Annotated in this window: 17 protein-coding genes; 5 read left to right on the top strand and 12 right to left on the bottom strand. The window is 69.2% G+C overall.

All coding sequences use genetic code 11. The annotated features are described in order from the left end of the window. Position 1: 1 nt before the first annotated feature. Positions 2–199, bottom strand: a complete 198-nt coding sequence (locus tag ABIA33_RS03605; protein WP_370076825.1) for a hypothetical protein — start codon at positions 197–199, stop codon at positions 2–4. A gap of 91 nt (positions 200–290) precedes the next feature. Beyond that, positions 291–1,079, bottom strand: a complete 789-nt coding sequence (locus tag ABIA33_RS03600) for a serine protease (protein ID WP_370076921.1) — start codon at positions 1,077–1,079, stop codon at positions 291–293. A 608-nt stretch (positions 1,080–1,687) separates the two neighbouring features. Here ABIA33_RS03600 and ABIA33_RS03595 point away from each other — a divergent pair. Continuing rightward, complete coding sequence (locus tag ABIA33_RS03595; RefSeq protein ID WP_370076823.1) at positions 1,688–3,583, top strand: putative Ig domain-containing protein; 1,896 nt, start codon at positions 1,688–1,690, stop codon at positions 3,581–3,583. 81 nt (positions 3,584–3,664) lie between these two features. Here the strand turns inward: ABIA33_RS03595 and ABIA33_RS03590 are convergent, their stop codons facing one another. Beyond that, on the bottom strand, positions 3,665–4,309 hold the full coding sequence (locus ABIA33_RS03590; RefSeq protein ID WP_370076821.1) for a response regulator: 645 nt from the start codon (positions 4,307–4,309) through the stop codon (positions 3,665–3,667). Further along, positions 4,294–5,574 (bottom strand): sensor histidine kinase, encoded by a 1,281-nt coding sequence (locus tag ABIA33_RS03585; protein WP_370076819.1) that lies wholly within the window; start codon positions 5,572–5,574, stop codon positions 4,294–4,296. Before ABIA33_RS03585 ends, ABIA33_RS03590 begins: the two co-directional genes overlap by 16 nt. 237 nt (positions 5,575–5,811) lie before the next feature. Here ABIA33_RS03585 and ABIA33_RS03580 point away from each other — a divergent pair, with 237 nt between their 5' ends. Beyond that, positions 5,812–7,146 (top strand): serine hydrolase domain-containing protein, encoded by a 1,335-nt coding sequence (locus ABIA33_RS03580; protein WP_370076817.1) that lies wholly within the window; start codon positions 5,812–5,814, stop codon positions 7,144–7,146. A 27-nt stretch (positions 7,147–7,173) separates the two neighbouring features. Here ABIA33_RS03580 and ABIA33_RS03575 read toward each other — a convergent pair whose 3' ends face one another. After that, complete coding sequence (locus tag ABIA33_RS03575; protein ID WP_370076815.1) at positions 7,174–8,196, bottom strand: alpha/beta fold hydrolase; 1,023 nt, start codon at positions 8,194–8,196, stop codon at positions 7,174–7,176. Positions 8,197–8,615: 419 nt separating this feature from the next. Here ABIA33_RS03575 and ABIA33_RS03570 point away from each other — a divergent pair, with 419 nt between their 5' ends. Next, positions 8,616–10,112 (top strand): arabinofuranosidase catalytic domain-containing protein, encoded by a 1,497-nt coding sequence (locus ABIA33_RS03570; RefSeq protein WP_370076813.1) that lies wholly within the window; start codon positions 8,616–8,618, stop codon positions 10,110–10,112. A gap of 89 nt (positions 10,113–10,201) precedes the next feature. On the opposite strand, the gene ABIA33_RS03565 is transcribed toward ABIA33_RS03570, so the two are convergent. From ABIA33_RS03565 to ABIA33_RS03555, 3 genes are all read right to left on the bottom strand, one after another. After that, positions 10,202–12,622: an autotransporter-associated beta strand repeat-containing protein gene (locus ABIA33_RS03565; protein ID WP_370076811.1), complete on the bottom strand. Its 2,421-nt coding sequence runs from the start codon at positions 12,620–12,622 to the stop codon at positions 10,202–10,204. A gap of 205 nt (positions 12,623–12,827) precedes the next feature. Further along, positions 12,828–13,064 carry a hypothetical protein gene (locus ABIA33_RS03560; protein WP_370076809.1) on the bottom strand — a complete coding sequence of 79 codons (237 nt, stop codon included), beginning with the start codon at positions 13,062–13,064 and terminating at the stop codon, positions 12,828–12,830. A gap of 532 nt (positions 13,065–13,596) precedes the next feature. After that, positions 13,597–15,039, bottom strand: a complete 1,443-nt coding sequence (locus tag ABIA33_RS03555; RefSeq protein WP_370076807.1) for an aldehyde dehydrogenase — start codon at positions 15,037–15,039, stop codon at positions 13,597–13,599. 116 nt (positions 15,040–15,155) lie between these two features. On the opposite strand from ABIA33_RS03555, the gene ABIA33_RS03550 reads away from it, so the two are divergent. Next, positions 15,156–15,707: a TetR/AcrR family transcriptional regulator gene (locus ABIA33_RS03550; RefSeq protein WP_370076805.1), complete on the top strand. Its 552-nt coding sequence runs from the start codon at positions 15,156–15,158 to the stop codon at positions 15,705–15,707. Here ABIA33_RS03550 and ABIA33_RS03545 read toward each other — a convergent pair. From ABIA33_RS03545 to ABIA33_RS03530, 4 genes are all read right to left on the bottom strand, one after another. Then, positions 15,696–17,150, bottom strand: a complete 1,455-nt coding sequence (locus ABIA33_RS03545) for a sensor histidine kinase (RefSeq protein ID WP_370076803.1) — start codon at positions 17,148–17,150, stop codon at positions 15,696–15,698. The genes ABIA33_RS03550 and ABIA33_RS03545 overlap by 12 nt on opposite strands. Next, positions 17,131–17,808 carry a response regulator transcription factor gene (locus ABIA33_RS03540; protein WP_370076801.1) on the bottom strand — a complete coding sequence of 226 codons (678 nt, stop codon included), beginning with the start codon at positions 17,806–17,808 and terminating at the stop codon, positions 17,131–17,133. Before ABIA33_RS03540 ends, ABIA33_RS03545 begins: the two co-directional genes overlap by 20 nt. Before the next feature lie 4 nt (positions 17,809–17,812). Next, positions 17,813–18,562 carry a DUF2993 domain-containing protein gene (locus tag ABIA33_RS03535; RefSeq protein WP_370076799.1) on the bottom strand — a complete coding sequence of 250 codons (750 nt, stop codon included), beginning with the start codon at positions 18,560–18,562 and terminating at the stop codon, positions 17,813–17,815. 241 nt (positions 18,563–18,803) lie between these two features. Then, the gene (locus ABIA33_RS03530; protein ID WP_370076797.1) at positions 18,804–21,002 is read right to left on the bottom strand and encodes an MMPL family transporter; all 2,199 of its coding nucleotides are present in this window, start codon (positions 21,000–21,002) and stop codon (positions 18,804–18,806) included. 282 nt (positions 21,003–21,284) lie between these two features. Between ABIA33_RS03530 and ABIA33_RS03525 the strand changes: the two genes are divergently transcribed. Next, positions 21,285–22,421 (top strand): ABC transporter substrate-binding protein, encoded by a 1,137-nt coding sequence (locus tag ABIA33_RS03525; RefSeq protein WP_370076795.1) that lies wholly within the window; start codon positions 21,285–21,287, stop codon positions 22,419–22,421. Positions 22,422–22,425: the final 4 nt, after the last annotated feature.

Below are 22,425 nucleotides of genomic sequence, written 5' to 3'. Positions count from 1 at the left end.
CTCACGGGGTGTGCGCCGGAGCTGTCGGCGTGGGCGGAGTCGCTGCTCGCGCCGTCGCGGGGGGCGCGGTCGGAGCGGACGGTGTGGCAGTGACCCAGGGCTGGTCGGCGACATCACTGATCGTCAGCGTGCAGGCCCGTCCGGCTGGTTGCTTGCCGCAGACCTGCAGCGTGGTCCTGGCACTGCTGGCGTCGATCATCGGGGAGTAGCATCGGCTACGGCTCCGACGCGACACCGTGCTACCCGTACATCCCCACGACGAGCTGACGTCGAACCGTCCAGCCCGAGCTTCACTGGCGCGGCAGAGTGCAACCGGGAAGGGTGAGATCGAGCCGGTTCCCCGGCGCGAAGCAGGCGGGGATGCCGTAGGTCTCCTCGGCGTAGTTGGTTCCCTGGTGGATGGTCACGTTTCCGCTCGGGTCGACCTCGCAGGGGTTGTTCTCGGTGCAGTACTCGCCGTTCTCGTTGCCGGTGTTGTTGACCGCGACCAGCAACCCGGTCGAGGTGTCGATGACCGGTGAACCCGAGGTGCCGCCGATGGTCTGGCACTCAGGGGTGTAGCGGACCGCGTCCTTCCAGGTCCAGGCTCCTTCCTCCAGTCGGTAGACGAAGCCGTCCACCTGGCAGCTGTACGTGGTCTGCCAGTAGCCCGAGACCACCTCGATGCCGGCGCCCTGGGCCGGGTGGTCCGGGGAGACGGTCAGCGGACTGATCCCGTAGCGCTGCCGGATCGAGGCGTAGCTGGTGCCGAGTTGGTACAGCGTGATGTCGGTGTCGGTCATGGTCGCGTACACGACCTTGCTGGCCCGCAGCGTGGCCAGCGAGTTGCCTGAGCTGTCGAGGAGGTCGAAGCTGCGGCGGGAGGGCTGGTTGAGAATGACCTGGCCGGCGGCGGGCATGCCGGTCTCCAGGCAGTGGCCGTTGGTGAGGATGAGGGCGGGGTCCTGGTCCTTGGATGTCGGCAGCCGGACCAGGGAACCGGAGCAGTCGTCGAGAGCGACGGTGCCGGCGAAGGTGACGTTCACGGTGTGCGGCGCGGGGGCTGCCGCGGTGGCGGGGGATGTTCCGGTCAGGGTCATGACCGCGCCGAGGACGACGGCGCCCAGACCGCGTCGGAGGGACTTCTTCACGGGTCTTCCTCTCGTGGGGGATGCCCTCCAGAATTGGTGTGTGCATGACCAGTAGTCAAGAGCCATAACACCGGGCTCCCCCACACCCCCCTGATGGGGGTGAGAATTCCCACCGGATGGGGGGCTACGCGCGATGACCGTTCTTCACCTGCGGCCTTTACGGGGACGAAACACCCGGGCGCCGAGAACCTGTGATCCAGCTGTTGACCGCTGTTCACCAAGACTGGTTTGCTTCAGCGCAGCCGAAGATGCACCCCGCAAAGTGGTGACACTCTTTCAGTTACCTCTGCCTGCTTCATGACCTGCTCCTCAGCTCCACGTCAGCGCGGAGAGCGACCCACTGCGCGGACAGCTTCGCCCTGCTCGCAACTCGTTGCTCCGCGAGCTCCAGGTGCTGCTCTTCGCAGCGTCGCGCTCCGGTGTGCGGATATCGCGGCGTGCGGCAATGGGCCCAGGTCTCGGGCGGCAGAGGTGCGTTGTCGCTCCCCTGTCCAGGCACGTGGTCCCTCGCCGCCGACCGGCGCGCAGGGACCGGTACGAGAGAGGAACCCTCAACCATGGGTACCCCCCACGCCCACGGCCCCAAGAGACGAGTGGCCCTGACCGGCATCGTCTCGCTGTCGATAGCCACCGGCGCGCTGATCGCCTCCGCCGCACCTCAGGCGGCGGCCGCGCCGACCGCACTGCGTACACAGAGCAGCTCTGTCGCGAACCCCTACAGCCCCGCGAAGCAGCACGCCTACCGGCACGGCGTGGTGCCCACCCTCCAGGGCGACGCGAAGATGAAGTCGTGGGCGGCCGCCCAGCGGACACCGAACGTCGCGACCGGACCGGAGACGCTGTCCTACGGCGGCGGCGTCGACGGCATCGGCGTCCAGAGCGGCCACTCCAAGGTCTACCTGGTCTTCTATGGGAACCAGTGGGGTTCGCAGAGCACCGATGGCAACGGGAACGCGAAGTTCTCGGGCGACGCGAACGGCGCCGCCGGTGCCGCGCAGCAGATGTTCAAGGGCATCGGCACCGGCAACGAGTTGTGGTCCGCGGACCTGACCCAGTGGTGTGATGGCCCGAACGTCGCGTCCGGCGCGACCAGCTGCCCCTCGAACGCCAACTTCGTTCCGTACCAGAGCGGCGGCGTGCTCTCCGGCGTGTGGTACGACAACTCCGCCGCCTCGCCGAGTGCCGCGACCGGCAACCAGCTGGCCCAGGAGGCCATCACCGCGGCCGGCCATTTCGGCAACACCACGGCCGCGTCGAACCGCGACGCCTACTACGTCGTCCTGTCGCCGCACGGCACCGACCCGGACAACTACCAGGACCCCAACACCGGGTACTGCGCCTGGCACGACTGGAACGGCGACACCACACTGACCGGTGGTGCGGCTTCCTCGCCCTACGGCGACGTCGCCTTCAGCAACCAGCCGTACAACATCGACCAGGGCTCGGGCTGCGGCGTCGGCTTCGTCAACTCCCCCGGAACCCTCGACGGCTGGACCATGACGCTCGGCCACGAGTGGCACGAGATGATGTCCGACCAGAACCCGGCCGGCGGCTGGACCAACCACGTCTCCGGCAGCTCCTACAACGGCCAGGAGAACTCCGACGAGTGCGCCTGGCTGTCGCCCGGCACCACGGGCGGAGCCGCCAACGTCACCATGGGCACCGGCACCTTCGCCGAGCAGGCCAGCTGGTCCAACGACACCAACGCCTGCGCCATCACGCACCCCATCGTCGGCGGCAGCACCGGTAACACGGTCACCGTGACCAACCCGGGCAGCCAGAGCAGCACCGTCGGCACCGCGGTCTCGCTGCAGGTCAGCGCCTCCGACTCGGCCAGCTCCACGCTGACCTACTCGGCCACCGGCCTGCCAGCGGGCCTGTCGATCAACGCCTCCACCGGCCTGATCACCGGCACCCCGACCACCGCCGGCACCGCCTCCGTCAACGTCACCGCCAAGGACACCACCGGAGCCTCCGGCAGCACCACCTTCAGCTGGACCGTCTCCACCACCGTCACCGGCGGCATCACCAACGGCGGCTTCGAGACCGGCACCCTCTCCGGCTGGACCACCACCGGCATCACCGCCGCCAGCACCTCCGCCGCCAACAACGGCAGCTACGGCGCCATGCTCGGCTCCACCAACCCCAGCACCACCTCCTCCATCGCCCAGACCTTCACCGCTCCGAGCGGCAGCAGCAAGTTGTCCTTTGCCTACAACGTGACCTGCCCGGACACCGTCACCTACGACTGGGCCACCGCCACCCTCAAGGACAACACCACCGGCACCACCACCACCGTCCTGGCCAAGACCTGCGTCTCCTCCTCCGGCTGGACCACCAAGACCGCCACCGTCACCGCAGGCCACTCCTACACCCTCACCCTGACCAACAAGGACGACAACTACGCCGGCGACCCCACCTACACCTACTACGACGACGTCACCGTCTCCTGACCCAACCCACCCTCCATAACCGACCCCTGGGCCCGGCCACCCTCTGTGGCCGGGCCTAGCGGCCGCTGGCCCAGTGGCCGCTCAGCCCTCCAGATAGGCCAGAACCGCCAGCACCCGGCGGTTGTCCTCCTCGGACTGTTCGAGTCCGAGCTTGGCGAAGATGTTGTTGCTGTGCTTGCTGACCGCCTTCTCGCTGACGAACATCCGGCCGGCGATGGCAGCGTTGGACCGGCCCTCCGCCATCAGCGAGAGCACCTCGCGCTCACGCGGGGTCAGCGCCCGCAGGGGAGGGTCGGCCGAACGGTGGGTGAGCAGGGCGGCCACCACCTCCGGATCCATCACGGTCCCCCCGGCCGCGACCTGGCGGACGGTGGCCACGAACTGGCCCACGTCCAGCACGCGGTCCTTCAGCAGATAGCCGACCGCCCCGCCCCGATCGGACATCAACTCCCGCGCGTAGAGCTGCTCCACGTACTGGGACAGCATCAGCACCGGCAGCCCGGGGATCTGCCTGCGAACCTCGATCGCGGCACGCAGGCCCTCATCGGTGAACGTCGGCGGCAGCCGCACATCGACCACCGCGACATCCGGCCGATGCGTCGTCAGCGCCCGTACCAGGGAGGGACCGTTGTCGACGGCGTCCACGACCTCGAAGCCGTAGGCCCGGAAGATCCGGATCAGGCCGTCGCGCAGCAGCGCCAGGTCCTCGGCTATGACAATCCGCACGGCAACGACATCCTCACTTCGGTGGGTCCGCCGACCGGACTGTCGACGACCAGCGTGCCGTCGAAGGCCGCCAGACGGCGCTCGATGCCCCGCAGCCCGGTCCCCCCGTCGATCCTGGCACCTCCCTGGCCGTCGTCCGACACCCGCATCGACAGCAGTCCGCCGGCAACGTCCGGGTGGTGCGCGAACTCGACGGTGATCAGAATCCGCCGGGCCTCGGCATGCTTGATCGCGTTGGACAATACCTCGGCGACAGCGAAGTAGGCCGCGGACTCGACGGGCGCGGGAAGCCGCCCCGGTAGCTGGACCACCACCGTGGTCGGCACCGGGTTGGCCAGCGCCAGCGCCTGGAGGGCGCCGTCCAGACCGCGGTCAGCCAGCACCGGCGGGTGGATGCCGCGCACCAGGTCACGCAGTTCACCCAGGGCGCTGGACGTCGACTCGCGCGCCTCGACCAGCAGTCGCCGGACCGCCTGCGGATCGTCGGCCAGCAGTTGTTCGGCCAGGCCCAGGCTCATGCCCAGCGACACCAGCCGGGCCTGTGCACCGTCGTGCAGATCCCGCTCGATCCGGCGCAGCTCGTTGGCCTGGCTGTCCACGGACTCGGCCCGCGAGGCCGCCAGTTGCCGCACCCGGTCCCGCAGTCGCACCTGCTCGGTCGGCCCCAGCAGCGAGCGGATCACCCGGGCGTTCAGGTTCGCCAGCCGTACGGCGGTGGTGTACCAGATCGCGAAGAACACCGGGCCGAGCGGGACCAGCGCGAACGACTCCTGGACGCTGTGCAGCCGGAAGAAGCCGAACGGCGTGCGGAACACCTCCGGCGGGGTCACCTCGTAGAGGAACGGGTAGATCAGGTAGAAGACTCCGCAGAGGAAGAACCCGAACGACAGCCCGTAGCTGAACCACCCGGTCACCGCGTTGGCCACCAGCCAGGCCCAGTCCCGCCAGCTCGCCGGGTCGCGCATGATCGCCCACAGCCGCACCGCCCACCCGCCTTGCGGCGTCGGCAGGTACGGCCGGGCAACCGGTTCGCCGAGCCGGTCCGCGGCCCACTGGCGGTGCAGGTCCGCGAACCAGCGCACCAACACCGTCGCGAGCAGGGTCAGCGGGATCCCGACCCCGACCGCGACGACGGAGACCGCGGTGATCCAGAGCGTGAGCAGGGCGGCGCCGAGGACCGAGGCCAGCAGCAGCAGGAACGACCAGCCCAGCAGGCCGAAGCGCAGGGCGACGCCGGACGTTGGTCGCTCGCCGGAACCAGTCATGACGTCCACTTCCTCGTGCATCGCTGCCGTTTCGTATCGACGCGCGGATCGAAGAGGGGACTTGATCGCGGGTCACGCAACGATCGTGGCCGACCGGCCAGGCCGGCGCAGTAGGGTTTTCTCCACCCTCTCAGGGGTCTCAGCACCCGTGTTCTTCGCCCCCGGTCCCAGCACGCTGGATTCGTCGGACGAAGCGTCGTCCGACGGAATTCGTGCTCACACTCTGGAGACCATCCCATGACTGGATCCACACTGTCGTCGCGTCGCGGCCCGCGGGCGGCGTTGACCCTGGCCCTGGCCACGATCCTGACCGGTACGGTCGCGGCCTGCGCGGCCTCCCCCACACCGGCCTCCCCCACACCGGCCTCGATCGCGGAGACCGGGATGGCGCAGGCCAGGGCGGCGCACACCGGAGCGCCGGCGGCGCGGACGGATCAGCTCACCGCACTGGCCCAGCAGGATGTCGACGCCGGTGCCCCCGGGGTGATCGTACGGGTCGACGACGGCAACGGACCCGCGGTCGAGATCTCCCGGCAGGCCCCGTGGACCAGGGCCGACCACACGCTCGCGGTGGGCGACCAGTTCCGGATGGGCTCCAGCACCAAGACGATGGTCGCCACCCTGGTCCTGCAACTGGTCGCCGAACACCGGCTCAAGCTGACCGACCCGGTGGAGAAATGGCTGCCCGGCCTCGTCCCGAACGGTCACGCGATCACCCTGCGGATGCTGCTCAACCACACCAGCGGGCTGTTCAACCATGTCAACGACCCTGCCGTCCTGGCCGCGTTCACCGGCCAGGACACGCGGCAGTGGACCCCGAAGGAGCTGCTGGCCGCGGCTGTCCGGCACCCGGCGCTGTTCGCCCCCGGCAAGGAGTACTCCTACAGCAACACCAACTACATCGCGCTGGGCCTGGTACTCGAGAAGGCCACAGGACACCGCCTGGCCGACCTGATCGAGGAGCGAATCGCCCGGCCGCTGAACCTGAAGCAGACCTACCTGGCCACCAGCACTCCCCGGTCGGACGGCAGCAAGCTCGCACACGGCTACGAACCCGACGCCGCCCATCTCGCCTCCCTGCTTCCTCCGGGCACGCCCGCGGGGACCGCGTTCGCCGGGCCCAGTCGCGGTGACCATGTCGACACCACCTGGATCAACAACAGCTCGGAGTGGGCAGCCGGGGGCGTGGTCTCCACCGCCGAGGACTGGGGTCGATTCCAAACCGCGCTGATGTCCGGCGGGTTGCTGCCACCGGCTCAGCTGAAGGAGATGCGCACCACCGTCGCGGAGGATGCCTCCACGCCGAACCGGTACGGGCTGGGTCTGGAGAAGGTGGTCACGCCCTGCGGCACGGTGTGGGGTCACGTCGGTCAGGTCCCCGGATATTCCAGCGAGAACTACACCGACAGCACCGGCCACCGCACGGTCTCGGTCTTCACCACGACCATCTTCGGCCTGGCCGAGCCCAAGGTCGGGGCCGCCGACCAGGCCCTGGTGAACGCGGCAGTCTGCACCATGCTCGGCAAGCCCGTCCCCAGCAAGCCCGTCCCCAGCACGCCATCCCCCAGCTGAGCCGCGGCGAAGGCGACAGACTCGTCGTCAGGTCGCGCTGCGCTCGCTCGCCTCGCGCACCTCATGCTCGGTACTCGGTTGCCCCACCTCCGGATGGTGTCCGCGGCGCAACAGGTCACGCCACTGTTCGATGCTCCAGTTGCCCGGGTGGGTGGTCGCGATGAAGTCCTCGACCAGTTCCAGGAACCGTCGCGGATCGCTGTGGAACGGGAAGTGGCCCGCGCCTTCGAAGATCTCGAGCCGGCTGCCCGGCATCGCGGCGTGGGCGTTGTGGGCGTGCTGCACCGGCACGACGCTGTCCCGCGATCCCCAGAGCAGCATGGTCGGCATGCCACGGACCAGGTAGCAGCGGTCCAGCATGGTCACCACCTGCCCACGTCCGTCCACCACCGCGCGAAGGGTGCGGATGAACGCACTGCGGGCCGTCGCGTCCGGCAGCGCGTCCACGAGATTGAGCAGGTCGGGCGCATCCTGGCCCAGGTCGGTGTCCAGCATTCTCATCAACTCGACGAAGAGGCGTGTCTGCAGCCGCATCGTGGGCAGTTTCAACGCCGAGAGCATCAGGTCCGCCCCCGGCAGAGACACCGCCCGCAGCACCGGATTGACCTCGCGGCCCACCCCTCCGGTACTGGCCAGCACCAACCGCTCGGTGCGCTCGGGGAACTGGTACGCGAACTGCATGGCGACACCGCCGCCGAACGAGTGACCGATCAGCGTGGCCCGCTCGATGTTCAGCACGCCGAGCAGATCCCTCATGCCGTTGGCGTAGGCGGCCACCGAGTAGTCCGCGCGCGGCTTGTCGGACGCCCCGTGGCCGAGCAGGTCGGGAGCGATCACGGTGTGGTTCCTGGCCAGGCCGGGGATCAACTCGGCCCAGGTCGCGGACGAGTCGCCGATCCCGTGGATCAACAGCACCGCAGGCCCCGATCCGGCGATCCGGTAGGCCCGGCGGTAACCGTGCACCACGTGAAAGCGCAGCACCGTATCGCCGTCGTCGACAGTACGGAGCCGTCCCGCGCGAGGGGAACGACCCCTGGGGGTGATCAACATCGGCCCACCTCCTCTGTCCTGCTAATCCGAGGGTAGGACTCCCATGACACAGAGAATTACCGACTGGTTGCGTCGCTGAAACGTTTGCAGCCGTTCGGCGTCGGTTGGCCGGCGGCCTATGTGTGCGTTCACAAGTAAACACGTGCGAAACCTTGACGTAACTTCGTGCCAAAGTCATAGTGATGGCCGTCGCGCTGTTCAAGCGCCACCACCACCCCGAAGCCTGCACGTCCTGCTTGAGCATCGAAATTGTTAGCGCTAACATCTCTGCGCCGTCATCGGACAACGGCCTGGCTCGCTGACGTGCGGGCGGCGTGTTCCCGACTGCCTGCGCCAGGTGTTCGCGCTGGTGATTCTCGATCCGAGTTCTGGCCTCTCAGGCATTCGCGCCATGCCCACAGGAACGGAAGAGGTGCACGATGATCGATCGGCTGGGACTCCGGCGTCTGAGAACGGCACTACTGTCCGCAGCAGCGGTAGTCGCGCTCATCGCCGGCATGGTGGCCGGCATGGGCACGTCGCAGGCCGCAGGGTCGCTCCCGTGCGACATCTATGCCGCTGCCGGCACGCCCTGCGTCGCCGCGCACAGCACCACGCGGGCGCTCTTCGCGGCTTACAACGGCCCCCTCTACCAGGTCAAGCGGGCGTCGGACTCCACCACCACCGACATCGGAGTGCTGACCGCGGGTGGCTATGCCAACGCCGCGGCGCAGATCGCGTTCTGCGCCGGCACCTCGTGCACCATCACCGAGATCTACGACCAGTCCTCGGAGCACAACAACCTCACCATCGAGGGCCCCGGCGGGAACGGCGGTCAGGATGCCGGCGCGAACGCGACCGCGCTGCCGGTGATGGCCGGCGGACACCAGGTCTACGGGCTCGACGTGACAGGTGTCGTCGGCTATCGGAACAACTCCACCAAGGGCGTCGCAACCGGCGCCGCACCGGAGGGTGAGTACATGGTGGCCAGCGGCAGCCATGTGAACGGCGCATGCTGCTTTGACTACGGGAACGCCGAGACGTCCGGCAACGACACCGGCAACGGTCACATGGACGCGATCAACTTTGGCACGGAGTGCTGGTTCTCCCCCTGCTCGGGATCCGGCCCCTGGGTTCAGGCGGATCTCGAGAACGGGCTCTTCGCCGGAGCAAACGGCTCCGACACGAACAACAAGGGCAACTCCAGCGCGTTCGTCACGGCCCTGCTCAAGAACAACGGGCAGACGACATACGCGATCAAGGGCGGCAACGCACAGTCGGGTGGCCTGACCACCTGGTACAACGGAGCGCTTCCCAACCTGGGCGGATATGCCCCGATGCACAAGGAAGGGGCCATCGTCCTGGGGACCGGCGGTGACAACAGCAACGGATCCATCGGATCGTTCTTCGAGGGGGTCATGACCTCCGGATATCCGACGGATGCCGCCGACAACGCCGTTCAGGCCAACGTCGTGTCCGTCAACTACGGGAACGCAGGCGCCAGTTTCCCGGTCGCCGGAACCGCATACCGGCTGACCAACCAGAACAGCGGCAAGGTCCTCGACGCGGTGAACTGCGGGACGGCCAACGGAACCAGGACCGACCTCTGGTCGTCGCTCGGAAACACCTGCCAGCAATGGAAGTTCGCCGGCGTCGGCAGCGGCTACTACACCATCACCGACGTCAACAGCGGGACGGTCCTCGACTCCGTGAACTGCGGAACGGCGAACGGCACGGCCGTGGACCTGTGGGCCTCGCTCGGAAACACCTGCCAGCAGTGGAGCGTCGTTCCGATCAGCAGCGGGCACTACGTGCTCGTCAACCGTGGCAACTCGCTGTCGCTCGACGCGACGAACTGCGGTACGGCGAACGGCACGGTCGTACGCCAGTGGATCGGACTCGGCAACACCTGCCAGCAGTGGAACATCGCTCCGTAGCGGGACCCTGGTCCTGTCCGGGTGTGCGGAGCCGTCCGCAAGGGACGCGAGGACGGCTCCGCGCTCACTGCGATCACCCGCCGGGTCGATCAGGGTCGGTCCGCGCCACGGGCGCGGGCGCGGCGCCTGCCGCCGGGACGTCGGCGGCGGGCCGCGACGAATGCCAGCGCCGCCGTCGCCAGGGCGACGGCGGTCGCGAGCCAGAGCAGCACGGGCAAGGTCGAGCCTGACGTGGATCCGGCGGCGGTGCGGATCGGCCCGCCGTCAGCTGCGTTGCTGCCGTCGGCCGCTGCCGCCGCCGCTCTGGTGACCTTGAGGACGACGTCATTGCCGTCGCCGCCGGTGTAGCTGATCCGGTACTGGCTGCCTGCTGCGGTGACACTCGCGCCCTCGGGCAGACCGGTGAACGTCCCGGTGACCGGCCGCTTGCCGGTGTCGTCGATCAGGGTGATCTGGTGGCCGGTCGTGAGGGCGGCTCCAGGTGGAGCGGTGAGTACCAGTGCGCCGCCGAGGGCGACCTGGCCGGTGACCTTCAACGGCCGGTAGGCCGTGGTACCGACGGCGACAGCGAAGCTTGCGCCCGCATGCTGTCGGTAGTCTCCGCCGATGGTCAGCGCGCCGCCGGCGGGGCTGGTCGCGACGGTGCCGCCGTTGTCCACCGAGCCGTTGACACTTCCCGTGCCCTGAAGGGTCGCGCCACTCGCCACGCTGACGGGCGCCGACACCTCGGCGCTCGCGGCTGACGCCACGTCACCGACCTGTAGGGTTCCCGCTCCCACCTGCCAGGCCGCACCCGTACCGGCGTTCGCCCCGGTGAGGGTCAGCGTGCCGGCGCCGGTCTTGGCGAGGTTCCCGCCCTGCACGCTGCCCGCGAAGACGGCCGGCGAACGAGCGTCCACAGTCAGGGTGTTGCCTGCGAGCTGCACGGTGGAGCGGGCGACGCCCGCCAGCCGCTGAAGCGTTTGGTTTCCCGCCCTGCGCAGGTCCAGCGTGGCTCCGGATCCGGTCAGGTCGACGCCGGCGCTGTGCTGCAGGGTCCCGGCTGCCAGCGCGAGCGTTCCGGCCGAGACGACGGTGGGTCCGGCGTAGGCGGTGGTGCCGGTCAGGGTGGTCGTGGCCGTGCCGGACTGGGTGAGCGAGCCGGATCCGCTGATGTTCCCGAGAGCGATCGCGGCGCTGGTGTTGCGAACGGTGAGATCGCCGTCGTCGGTGATCCGGTCCACGGCGGCCCCGCTCAGCAGGCTGCTGTCACCGCCTGCGACACCGGATCCGAGCTGCAGGGCCGCCCCCTGACCGATCGACGTCAGGCCGTGGTAGTTCTGCGGGGTGGCAAAAGTGACGGCATTGCCCGGGGTGGGGCTCAGCGCCACGGTGGCGTACGCCGGTGTGCTGAGGGAGTCGTGGTAGATGCCGCCGGAGATCCCTGTGCCCAGGGTCACCGGGCCGTTGTAGTCAAAGGTCAGCGTGCCGTTGTGGTGGATGTTGATGTAGGAGTTCGCCGGAATCGCGGGCAGGAAGAACCGGTGGGTCGTGCCGTCGCCCCACTGGACGTTCGCTCCCTCGATGTTGACGGCACGGAAGTTCAGATCGTGCGCGATCCGGCGCAGGTTGAGGGAGGGGTCGCTGAGTGAGGGATCCGTGTCGGTGTTCTGGTCGGAGTAGCTGTAGACGCCGGCGAGCACGACCTTGCTGCCGCGCCGGGAGTGCAGGTCGACGTCGTTGCCGTAGTTGCTCTCGTAGAAGTCCTGCCTTACCAGGAGCGTGTAGTTGAGCGGGGTGTCGAAGATCGAGGATCCGCCGTTGATGAGGGCCTTCACGTCCGGCATCGACAGGGGGTAGGTCTGCTTGCCGAAGGCCATGCCGGTGCCGTTGGAGATCACTCCGGAGAACGGAAGGGCGTCCGAGACGTCGAGGGTGCCCCACATGTTGCGTGGCTGGACCACGAGGCCGGACCCGGTGATCGTGCCGATGCTGAACTCGCGGGTCAGGGAGAGCCGCAAGGTGCCGTTGACCTCGATGTTGTCCTGGTTGAGCTGGTAGCCCTGGGTGGGGTAGGGGAAGTGGCCGATCAGGCCTGTGCCGCCGCCGGTCCCGTACTGCAGGGTCGCTCCGGTGTTCACGATCACGGCTGGCCGGTCAGGGTTGCTCACGGCCCAGTACGGCCACGGGTCGCCGTGTCGGGTGACGCTCTGGCGCCGACTGGACGGGGGCAGGGTGAAGTCGCTGTCCCTGGTCAGGATGAGGGTCCCCGAGCCTGCCGGTGCGTTCACGGTCAGTGTGCCGGTCCCGCTGATCACACCGGTGTAGGTGAGAGTGGCACCGGCCGGAAGGTTCACCACCGCGTCCCCGGTCAGCGTCACGTTCGCGTCGGCGCGGACCGCAGCGGTGATATCACCCACCCCGCCCACTCCGGCCGCCGCGAACGACGGCAGCGGCGTCGGCAGCATCGTCAGCGCGATCACAGCCAGGACCACCGCCCGCACCCGCCAAGTCGCATGACCCACCCGCATCCCGGACCTCTTCCACACCCTCGAACCGACACCGCCCGCATGCGGCTTTTCATGGAAGACGGGAACGCGTGGGTCGGCATAACAGAAACCGGCCCCACGAATGTCCGCGACCCCTCGAAGTCGGCCGCCGCGTGCCGCGCCTATCGCTCCCCAGGTCGTAAGACCGGTCGGCACTCGGGGGGCGGCGCCCTGGCGCACTCCGGCGTCAGGCACCGCCGGCGGCCGGGGCGCGCCGGGTGGGCCGTGGGGGCGACGGCTCCCCCGTCAACCGTCCCTGGGCCTGTACAAACTCGCCCACGGTGAGCAGCCCGATCTCGAACATCCGATTGAGGGCGAACAGCTGTTCCTTGACCGTGCCACCGCGCACAGGGCAGCCGGTCAGCCACGCCCACACCACTTCGTCGGCCGAGACCAGGTCATCAGCGACGTCTTCGCTATCCATGCACCTCCAACCGCAGAACGGCATCGTTGGTTATGGCCACCTGTTGAAACGGCAACTGTCAATGCGTCAGTCCACCGGCACGTGCCGCGAGCGAACCATCCGGTCCGCCGGAACCAGCCGCGCACTACGTGGCCGGGATGCAGGCAACGGCGACGGACAGGGCACCGAGCGCACACATCGCTGGCACATGCCAATTTCTGCTCTTACCAGTGATGTTCACATCAATTGGTGACAACGTCGCGCAACACGGGTAACCATAGGAGCATCAGCCACCCCCCGAGCCACCCCTGCCCGCGAGGCCGCCATGCCCATCAGCCCCGACGTCGCCCCCTCCGATGACATGACCGACGATCAGCGCACGCAAGCCGCTCTGCACCACACCTGCCCCACCTGCGGTCGTACCTCCTGGTGCATCACCGCGGGCGGCAACCGCGCTGACACACTCCACGCCGGGCGCCTGCGCCGCGCTCACTGGCCCCGACCGGAACGCCGGACCCCGTAGCACACACGTCTCCCGCCTTAAAGATCAAGCTCAGAGGGTGATGGTCTTGTGCTCCACGTACTGCGACAGGCCCACCGCGCCGTATTCGCGGCCGATGCCGCTGGCTTTGAATCCGCCGAAGGGGCCGTCGAAGCCGATCGGAGCGCCGTTGACGGTGACCGTGCCGGTCCGCACCCGGCGGGCGACGGCCAGGGCGTGCTCCTGGTCGGCCGACCAGACTCCCCCGGAAAGCCCGTACTCGGAGTCGTTGGCGATCCGCACCGCATCGTCCTCGTCGTCGTAGGCGATGACCACGAGCACCGGCCCGAAGATCTCCTCCTGGGCGATCCTCATCGAGTTGTCGACGTCCGCGAACAGGGTCGGCGTGACGTAGTTGCCTCCCTCCAGTCCCGGGGGGATCTGTGGACCTCCGGTGACCAGGCGGGCGCCCTCCTTGATGCCGAGCTCGATGTAGTCGCGGACCCGCTGCTGCTGGTCGGGGCGGATCATCGGTCCGATGAAGGTGTCCTCCTCGCTGGGATCGCCGACCTTCAGCGACTCGATCATCTCCTTGAGCGCGGTGACGACCTCCTCATAGCGGGCGCGCGGCGCGAGAACGCGGGTCTGCGCGATGCACGACTCGCCGTTGTTGAGCAGCGAGGCGTACGTCAGGCCTTGGATGACCGTGGCGAGGTCGGCGTCCTCCAGGATGACGGCGGCCGACTTGCCGCCGAGCTCCAGACTGACCCGCTTGAGCTGTTCGCCGGCGATGGAACCGATCCGGCGGCCGGCCCGGGTCGAGCCGGTGAAGGCGATCTTGTCCACGTCCGGGTGCGACACCAGGTACTCGCTGGTCTCCCGGTCTGCGGGCAGCACGCTGACCACGCCCTGGGGCAGACCGGGCGCGTCCAGGAGTTCGGCGAGCAGACCCATGCTGAGCGAGTTCTCCGGGGAGGTCTTGAGCACGACGGCGTTGCCCGCGAGCAGCGCCGGGATCAGCTTTGCCAGAGCGGCGGAGAACGGGGAGTTCCAGGGAATGACCGCGGCGATCACGCCGACCGGCTCGCGCCGCACGACGCTGCGGAAGGGAGCCTGCGGATCGGATGCCTCCAGGGTCTCCTCCCACCCGAAGCCTTCGGCCGCCTTGAGGAAGGCGGCGGCCTGCCGACTCAGGCCCGGCTGTCCCGCCCTGGTGAACCAGCCGGCCGAGCCGTTCTCCGCCGAGATCAGCGCCGCGATCTCGGCGGCCCGCTCCTCCCGAAGCGCGTCGAGGCGCCGGATGACCGCGATCCGCTCGGCCGGGGAGGTGTGCGGCCAGGGCCCTTCGTCGAAGGCGGTACGGGCGGCGGCCACAGCCCGGTCCACATCCCTGGGGGCAGCCTGCGCAGCCCGTCCGATCACCGACCGGTCGTGCGGTGAGTCGATGTCGCGGAGCTCGGGGTTACTCGGAGCGGTCCAGGAGCCGCCGATGTAGAGCTTGTCGTAGGTGATCATTCTTCGCCCTCCGTTCGGGATTAACTGTCTCATCAACGTAGCACTTAATAGCAGTAATACCACTGTGGCGCTGACATTACGAGGACATGTGCCGCATGGACGGATAGACTGCGGCGGTGAGAGCAGATGCCGCGCGCAACCTCGAAACCGTCCTGACCACGGGCGCCCGCCTGCTCGCCGAGGACCCCAGCACGAGCATTGCCGCCATCGCCGCCGCTGCCGGCGTGGACCGCCGCACCGTGTACCGGCGCTTCGCCGCACGCGAGGATCTGCTGGCCGCCATCTATCAGGCCCGCCTCGACGCGGTCGAGGAGGCCGTCGACGCGGCCCGGCTGGCTGAGGCCCCGGTCGCGGTGGCCCTGCACCGCTACGCCGAGGGCATCATCGCCGTCAACCGGAAATGGCCCGTCGAACTGGGGCGCATGCGCGCCGACGAGACCATCCGCGAGCGCCGCGGCCGCCTGATCGAGCGCGTCGACGTCTTCCTGCAACGCGCTGTCGACGAGGGCCTTCTCCGCGCCGAACTGCCGGCCGGATGGGCAAGTGCACTGCTCCGACAGCTCATGCACCTGGCCTCGCACGACCTACCCGGACTCGACGCAGCCCAGGCCGCCGATGTTCTCGTCGACAGCCTGCTGCACGGCATCGGCGCGGCCTCACACAGCTGACGGCCGGCCGGCGACATCCGATGCCGAGCTGGCGGAGGGCAGCCGTACGGTGAATGTCGCTCCGCGTTGCGCGCTGCCGTCGTCGGTGGCGGTGGCGCTGCCGTCGTCGGTAGCGGTGTCGGTGTCGGTGTCGGTGATGGTGATGGTGCCGCCGTGGGCGGTGGCGATGTCGTGGGCGATGGAGAGGCCCAGGCCGGTTCCGGTGGCTTCGCCGGCGTGACGGGTGCGGGCGCTCTGGAGGCGGACGAAGCGATCGAAGACCCTCTCGCGGTCGGCGACCGGTATGCCGGGGCCGTCGTCGGCGACCTGGAGCAGCGCGGCGTCGGGGCCGTCCATGGTCACGGTGAGGCGGACCTGAGTGCCGGCGTGGCGGTCGGCGTTGTCGAGCAGGTTGCGGATCAGCCGGGTGAGCTGGTCGGGGTCGCCGAGGACGCGCACGTCCTCGGCGGCGTGGATCTCGATCGGGATGCGGGTCTGTGCCGTACCGGCCACCCGTTCGGCCAGGGCGCCGAGGTCGAGCTGTTCGCGATGCTGCAGGAGGGTGTCGTCGTCGGCGCGGGCCAGCAGCAGCAGAGCGTCGACCAGGCGCTGCAGTCGCGCCGCCTCGTTGACGGCGCGGGTCGCGAGTTCCGGCCAGGGGGCACGGTCGGGGTGGGCGAGACCGACTTCCAGGGAGGTGCGGATGGCGGTCACCGGCGTGCGCAGTTCGTGGGAGGCGTCGGCGACGAAACGCCGCTGGCGCACTGCGGAGTCCTGCAGGCGGTCGAGCATGGTGTTCAGCGTGCGCGCCAGGCGGCCGATCTCGTCATTGCTGTCGGGCTCGGGGATGCGCCGGTGCAGGCCGCTTCCGGTGATCTCGGCGGCCTCGGCGCGGATCCGTTCGACCGGCCGCAGCGTACGCCCGATCAGCAGCCAGGAGATGGCGACGGCACCGAGGAGTACCAGGGGCAGGACAAACAGCAGATGCCCTTGGATGTCGCTGGTCAAGATCCCCAGCAGATGGGTGGAACCGCCCGCGTAGACGACGACCGGGGTGGTTCCGGAGACGTAGCGCTGAGCGATGACCCGCTCGTCCCCGCGGCCTCCCGCCGAGGTCGGCGCGGGTTGGGGTGTGGTGCTGCCCGCGGGCAGCGTGTACAGGGCCGGCTGGCCTGCGATGTTCGCGGTGGCGGCGAGCACGGTGCCGGAGGAGTCGACGACCTGGGCCCACATGGCCGGATCGCCGGGAGCCGCAGGCAGTGGCTGGGGCCACCTGCCGTCGGTGCCCGAGTGGGCGACGGACTCCGCGTAGGCGTTCAAGGTGGTGGTCACGTTCGCCCGTACAGCGCTGACCAGCGTGGCGACCAGGACGGCCGTGGCCAGCGCGACGGTCACGGTTACGGCTAGCGCGGCCAGCGCGGTGAGCCGCAGGCGCAACGAGCGGCTAGGCGTGATGCGGGTCAATGCGGTACCCCGATCCTCGGACCGTCTCGACCAGGCCGGTGGCGAACGGCGTGTCGATCTTGCGGCGCAGGTGGTGGACTCGGACCTCGACCGCAGCCGGGTCGACCTGGGAGGCGACGTCCCAGCAGTGCTCCAGCAGTTCGGCTTTGGACACGGCGCGGCCGTTGGCGCGCAGCAGGTATTCCAGGACGGCGGACTCACCGGGCGTCAGCGCGATGTCCTGGCCGGCGCGCTGGACAGCCCGGGTAGCGGGATCCAGGGTCAGGTCGCCGGCCTGCAGCAGCGCGGGGCGCGGTCGGCCGCCGCGCCGCAGCAGGGCGCGCATCCGGGCGAGCAGGACGGGGTAGGCGAACGGTTTGGTGAGGTAGTCGTCGGCGCCCAGGTCCAGGCCTTCGGCCTGGTCCAGGTCGGCGTCCATGGCGGTGAGCATGAGGATCGGCGTCCAGTTCCCGGCCTCGCGCAGGTGCGTGCAGACCTGGTAGCCGTCCAGGCCGGGGAGCATGACGTCGAGGATGATCAGGTCGAATGCGTGCTCGGTGGCCTGCCACAGGCCCTCGTTCCCGTCGGCGGCCAGCTGGACGGCGTGGCCCTCGGCCTGCAGTCCCCAGGTCAGGGACGCGCCGAGGGACTCGTCGTCTTCGATCACGAGGATGCGCACGGGGTCACGTCTTGGCGCTGGAGCACCCGGCGCCTGCCGATCCGGCACCGGTGGCCTTGGACAGGCTGTTCGTGTGCGGGATGGAGAGTTGGATGCTGAGGCCGGTGCTGTCGGGTCGGGCGCTGGTCAGCCGGGCCCCGGCGGGCAGCCCGGGGAGGGTGACCGTGTGGGGCTTGAGGCTCCCGGCCATGCTGGAGCCCCCGGGTATGGACGACAGGGCGCTGACCGGAATGGCCTGGCCGAGGAGGACCACGCTGGTCGGGGTGATGGTGAGACTGTTCGCGGTGGTGCTGATGCTGGTATCGACCGTGACCGGCAGGCCCAGGTTTCCGACCGTGCCGGTCAGGGTGAGGCCGGTTCCGTCGGTGCCGACGGTCATGAAGGCGGCTGCGGAGCCGAGGCGCTGCTGGAGTGCGTTGTAGGGGATGGTGGCGGTGACCGTCCCGCCGTCGGTGGCGCCGTGGGTGGTGACGTTGTAAAGGACGGCGTTCACGTTCATGTCGGTGCCGCCGCGGTGGACGCCGTCGGCGGTGATGTGGACCGTACCGAGCTTCCCGGTGAGCACCTGCAGGCCCGCGAGGGTATCGGTGAGTTGTGCGGTGACCGGTCCGGTGGGATGGAGGCGGCAGGTGGCGGCCTGGACGATGCGCTGCTGGGCGGTGTGCCCGACCGCGACGTCGGTGACGCCTGCGGCGACGACGCCGGTCGCGGCCAGACTGAGGGTGATGACCAGGGGTATGCGGCGGATTCTCACGAGGCAGCGGTTCCGATCCGGGTCAGGTTGCCGAAGGCTGTCAGGTTGCCGAAGGCTTGGGTCAGGCGGAGGTCGATGAGGCCGGTGCCGGCGAAAGACAGCCGGTCGGTCGATGGCTCTGGGGCTTGGAGACGACGTCCTGGCCGGCGCGCGACGTGGTCCGCGTGGCCCTCGGCCTGCGACCCCGGATCGGGGTCGCGCCGAGGGCCTCGTCGTCCTCGATCAGGAGGATGCGCATGGCTCAAGCATGCACAGAGCCATGGAGGGCCGGCGCGCCCAGTGGGCCGCCCTCCGCGTCCTCGCCGTCGGTGTGCTCGCCGTCCGGTTCCGGCCCCCGGTCCAGGACGACCGGCTTGATCCGCAGCAGCCGGGCTGCCCAGGTGGGCAGGTACCAGTTGGCGCGGCCGAACAGCACCACCAGCGCCGGGGTCAGCAGGGTGCGCACGACCAGGGCGTCGATGAGCACTCCTGCGGCCATGCCGGTGGCCATCATCTTGATCGTCACGTCCGGGGAGGAGGACAGCGACACCAGCGCCAGGAAGAGGATCAGGGCTGCGCTGGTGACCAGCCGTCCGGTGCGGGAGATGCCTTCGACCACGGCGTCGTTGGTGCGCCCGGTCCGGTCGAAGGCCTCACGGACCCGGGCCAGGATGAACACCTCGTAGTCCATGGAGACCCCGAAGAGGAACCCGAACAGCAGCATCGGCACGAACGGACTGATCGACCCGGTGGCGGGAATGCCCCAGATTGCCTGCGAGCCCCAGCCGAGCTGCCAGATGAGCACCAGCACACCGTAGGCGGCGCCGACCGACAGCAGGTTGAGCGCGACGGCCTTGGCCGGCAGCAGCAGCGAGCGCATGCCCCGGGCCAGCAGCACGAAGGTCAGCAGGGCGACCACGCCCAGCAGGAGCGGGAACCAGCTGGACATGATGTGGGCGACGTCGCTGGACTGGACCTGGTTGCCGCCGATCATGGCGTTGTGCGGGGCCGCGGCACGCAGGTCGGCCAGGGCGGTTCCGGCGTGGGCGGTGCCGATCTCAGCCTTGGGCAGCCCCATGATCACCGAGCTGCCGGCGTGGTGCCAGGCCGGGGTGTCCGCGACCAGGACCCCGTGCATGTCCGGCAGAGCGCGCAGGGTCGCCGCCGTGGCCGACGGGTCGGTTCCCGCCGGGAGCTCGATCGGCACCGAGGTCAGCATGCCGGTGGGGAAACCGTCGTGCTGCATGGCCACCAGACCCTGTTGGGCGGGGCCGCTGGCTGCCAGCGATGTGGAGGCGGGGGCCGCGATGTTGATGGTGAGTCCGAAGGCGCACAGGGTGCCCAGGATCGTTGCGCCGAGCAGGGCGGCTGTCTTGGGCCGCGCCACGATGGTGCGCGCGATGCGGGTCCACATCGTTCCGGGCCCGGTGGACCTGCGGCGGCGCAGCCGGATCTTGTCCAGCCGCGGCCCGACCGTGGAGAGCAGCAGCGGGATGGTGGTGAGCGCCACCAGTGCCGCGATGGAGGGGATGAACAGGCCGGACAGCCCGACACCCTGGAGGAAGGAGACGGGTACCACCATCAGCGCGAACAGGCCCAGGGAGGCGATGAGGGCGCTGAACGCCACCGAGTGCCCGGCGCGGTGCACGGCGCGCAGCACCGCCTGCCTGTTGTCTGCGCCTTGGTCGCGTTCCTCGCGCCAGCGGTTGACCAGCAGCAGTGAGTAGTCGACCGACAGACCCAGGCCGAGCAGGGCGACGATGAACTGCACCGAGGGGTTGATGGCGATGTTGCTGGCGTAGGTCAGGCCCCAGATGGCCAGCTGCATGGTCAGCACGGAGACGATGGCGGACAGCAGCGGCAGCAGGGCGAGCGCGGAGCCGAACACCCATGCCAGTACGAGCAGCGCGAGGCCGACGCCGACCAGCATCTCGGTCAGCACGCTGGAGCCGCCGCTGGTGCCTCCAGCGCTGAGCTGCTCGATACCGGTCTGGTGCACGGTGGTTCCGGGAACCGCGTGGGTGATCGCGGTGCTCATCGCGTCCATCACCGGCGGGGCCACCGCGGTGCCTTGCTGGGGCGGGTAGACCATCACCAGGGTGGAGGTCCCGCCGGTGCCGACCAGGGCGCGGTCGCCGGTGTTGGCGTAGGACAGGTCGCGCACCCCGTGGGTGGCTGCGGCGACCTGGTCGGCGGCGGCGAGGCCAGCCTTCACCGAGGGGCTGTCGGCCGTACTGCCGTGGGGCAGGTCGACCACCAGCACGCTGGGGTTGGCGCCCGCGCCGCCGTACTCCTTCTGCAGTGCGACGTTGGCGTGATAGCTGGCCGTGTTGACGGTGGTACCGCTCTTGAGGCGGCCGGCCACATGTGGCGCCATCAGCACTCCGACAACGGTGAGGGCGACCCAGGCAAGGGCCACCCACACGCGATGCCGCATGACGAACGCGGCGAAGCGTTCCACGAAATCCACCTCCTCGAACGGGCCGGTCCACAGGACAGGACCAGCAACGCTGCCGACGCTAGGCGGACCCACCTTTCGATTCGCTTAACCGTCCGCCCTCGCGCGGCACCTGCGTTTCGGGCAGGTTGGTGAGAGGTGACGGGAGGGTTTCGGGACCCTTGACACCCCGGAAGAGCCGGTGCTCTCATGTGCCATAGCAAATACCTACTGGCAAGTCACAGCAAGAACTTCATTGTCATCACGTCTGCTATAGCAAATAGTCTTCCCAGGAAGAGGTCCGCCATGTTCACCCGCCGTTCCCGCTCCACCGTCGCCCTGGCGGTCACCGCCCTCGCCGTGGGCACCGCAGTGGCCGGCTGCTCGACGAGCTCCACCCCGGCGCCGACCGCCACGTCCGCCGCCCCCGCCACCCCCGCCACCCCTGCGGCCGTCGCCGACCTGGTCACCAAGTCGCACAGCGAGTCCGGGCTGATCATGTACGGCAACGCGCCGACCGCCGTGATCAAGCCGCTGCTGGACACCTTCAGCAAGGCGTACCCGTGGATCAAACCCCAGTACTCCCAGCTGTCGGACAATCAGGTGTTCACCAAGTTCGAGTCCGAGCACGCCCAAAGCGCCCACACCGCCGACCTGCTGATCTCCGACGCCATCCCGCAGGCTGTGCAGGCCGAGAACAGCGGCCTGATCGCCAACGTCACCCCGCAGGGCCTCTCGGACTTCCCGTCCTACATCAACCAGGGCCACGGCATGTACGTGATGTCGCCCGACCCGGTGCTGACGACCTGGAACCCCAAGCTGCTGTCCGGCTCCCAGATCCCCACCAGCTACGCCCAGCTCGCCGCCGACGCCAAGGCCGATCCGGCCAAGTACCCGCTGGTCAGCTACTCCCCCGCCAACCCGCTGGGCTACAACGCCGTCTACGGTCTGGTCCACGTCCTCGGCCCCGACAAGACCTACTCGTACCTGGACGCGGTCGGGCCGCGCACCAAGACCTTCGACGAGGGCCTCGACGGCCTGAACCACCTGGTCGGGGGCGGCGCTTCGGTCGGCTGGCTGTCCAGCGGCCTGGCCCAGGCCGTCATCCCCCAGTACAAGGGCCTGGCCGCCTACGGCTACATGAGCGACGCAACCCCGCTGACGCCGCGCCTGATCGCCCAGACCGCAGGCGCCGCCTCCCCGAACTCGGCCCAGCTGTTCCTCGACTACGTCTACAGCGCCGCAGGCCAGCAGGTCATGTGCGCGGTCGGGATGGAGGCGTCCATGAACAACTTCCAGTCCGCGTCCGGCTGTACCGCCGACCTCACCGACCTGGCCAAGCACGTCCCCGCCGGCACCATGTACCTCGTCCCGGTCACCCAGGACGTGGTCGACCAGCAGAAGGCCATCACCGACCGCTGGAACAAGGCCCTGGGCCGCTGAGCGC

This window comes from Streptacidiphilus sp. MAP12-16, from assembly GCF_041262165.1.
GTDB lineage: Bacteria > Actinomycetota > Actinomycetes > Streptomycetales > Streptomycetaceae > Streptacidiphilus.
This window is presented reverse-complemented; position numbering and strand designations above follow the sequence as displayed.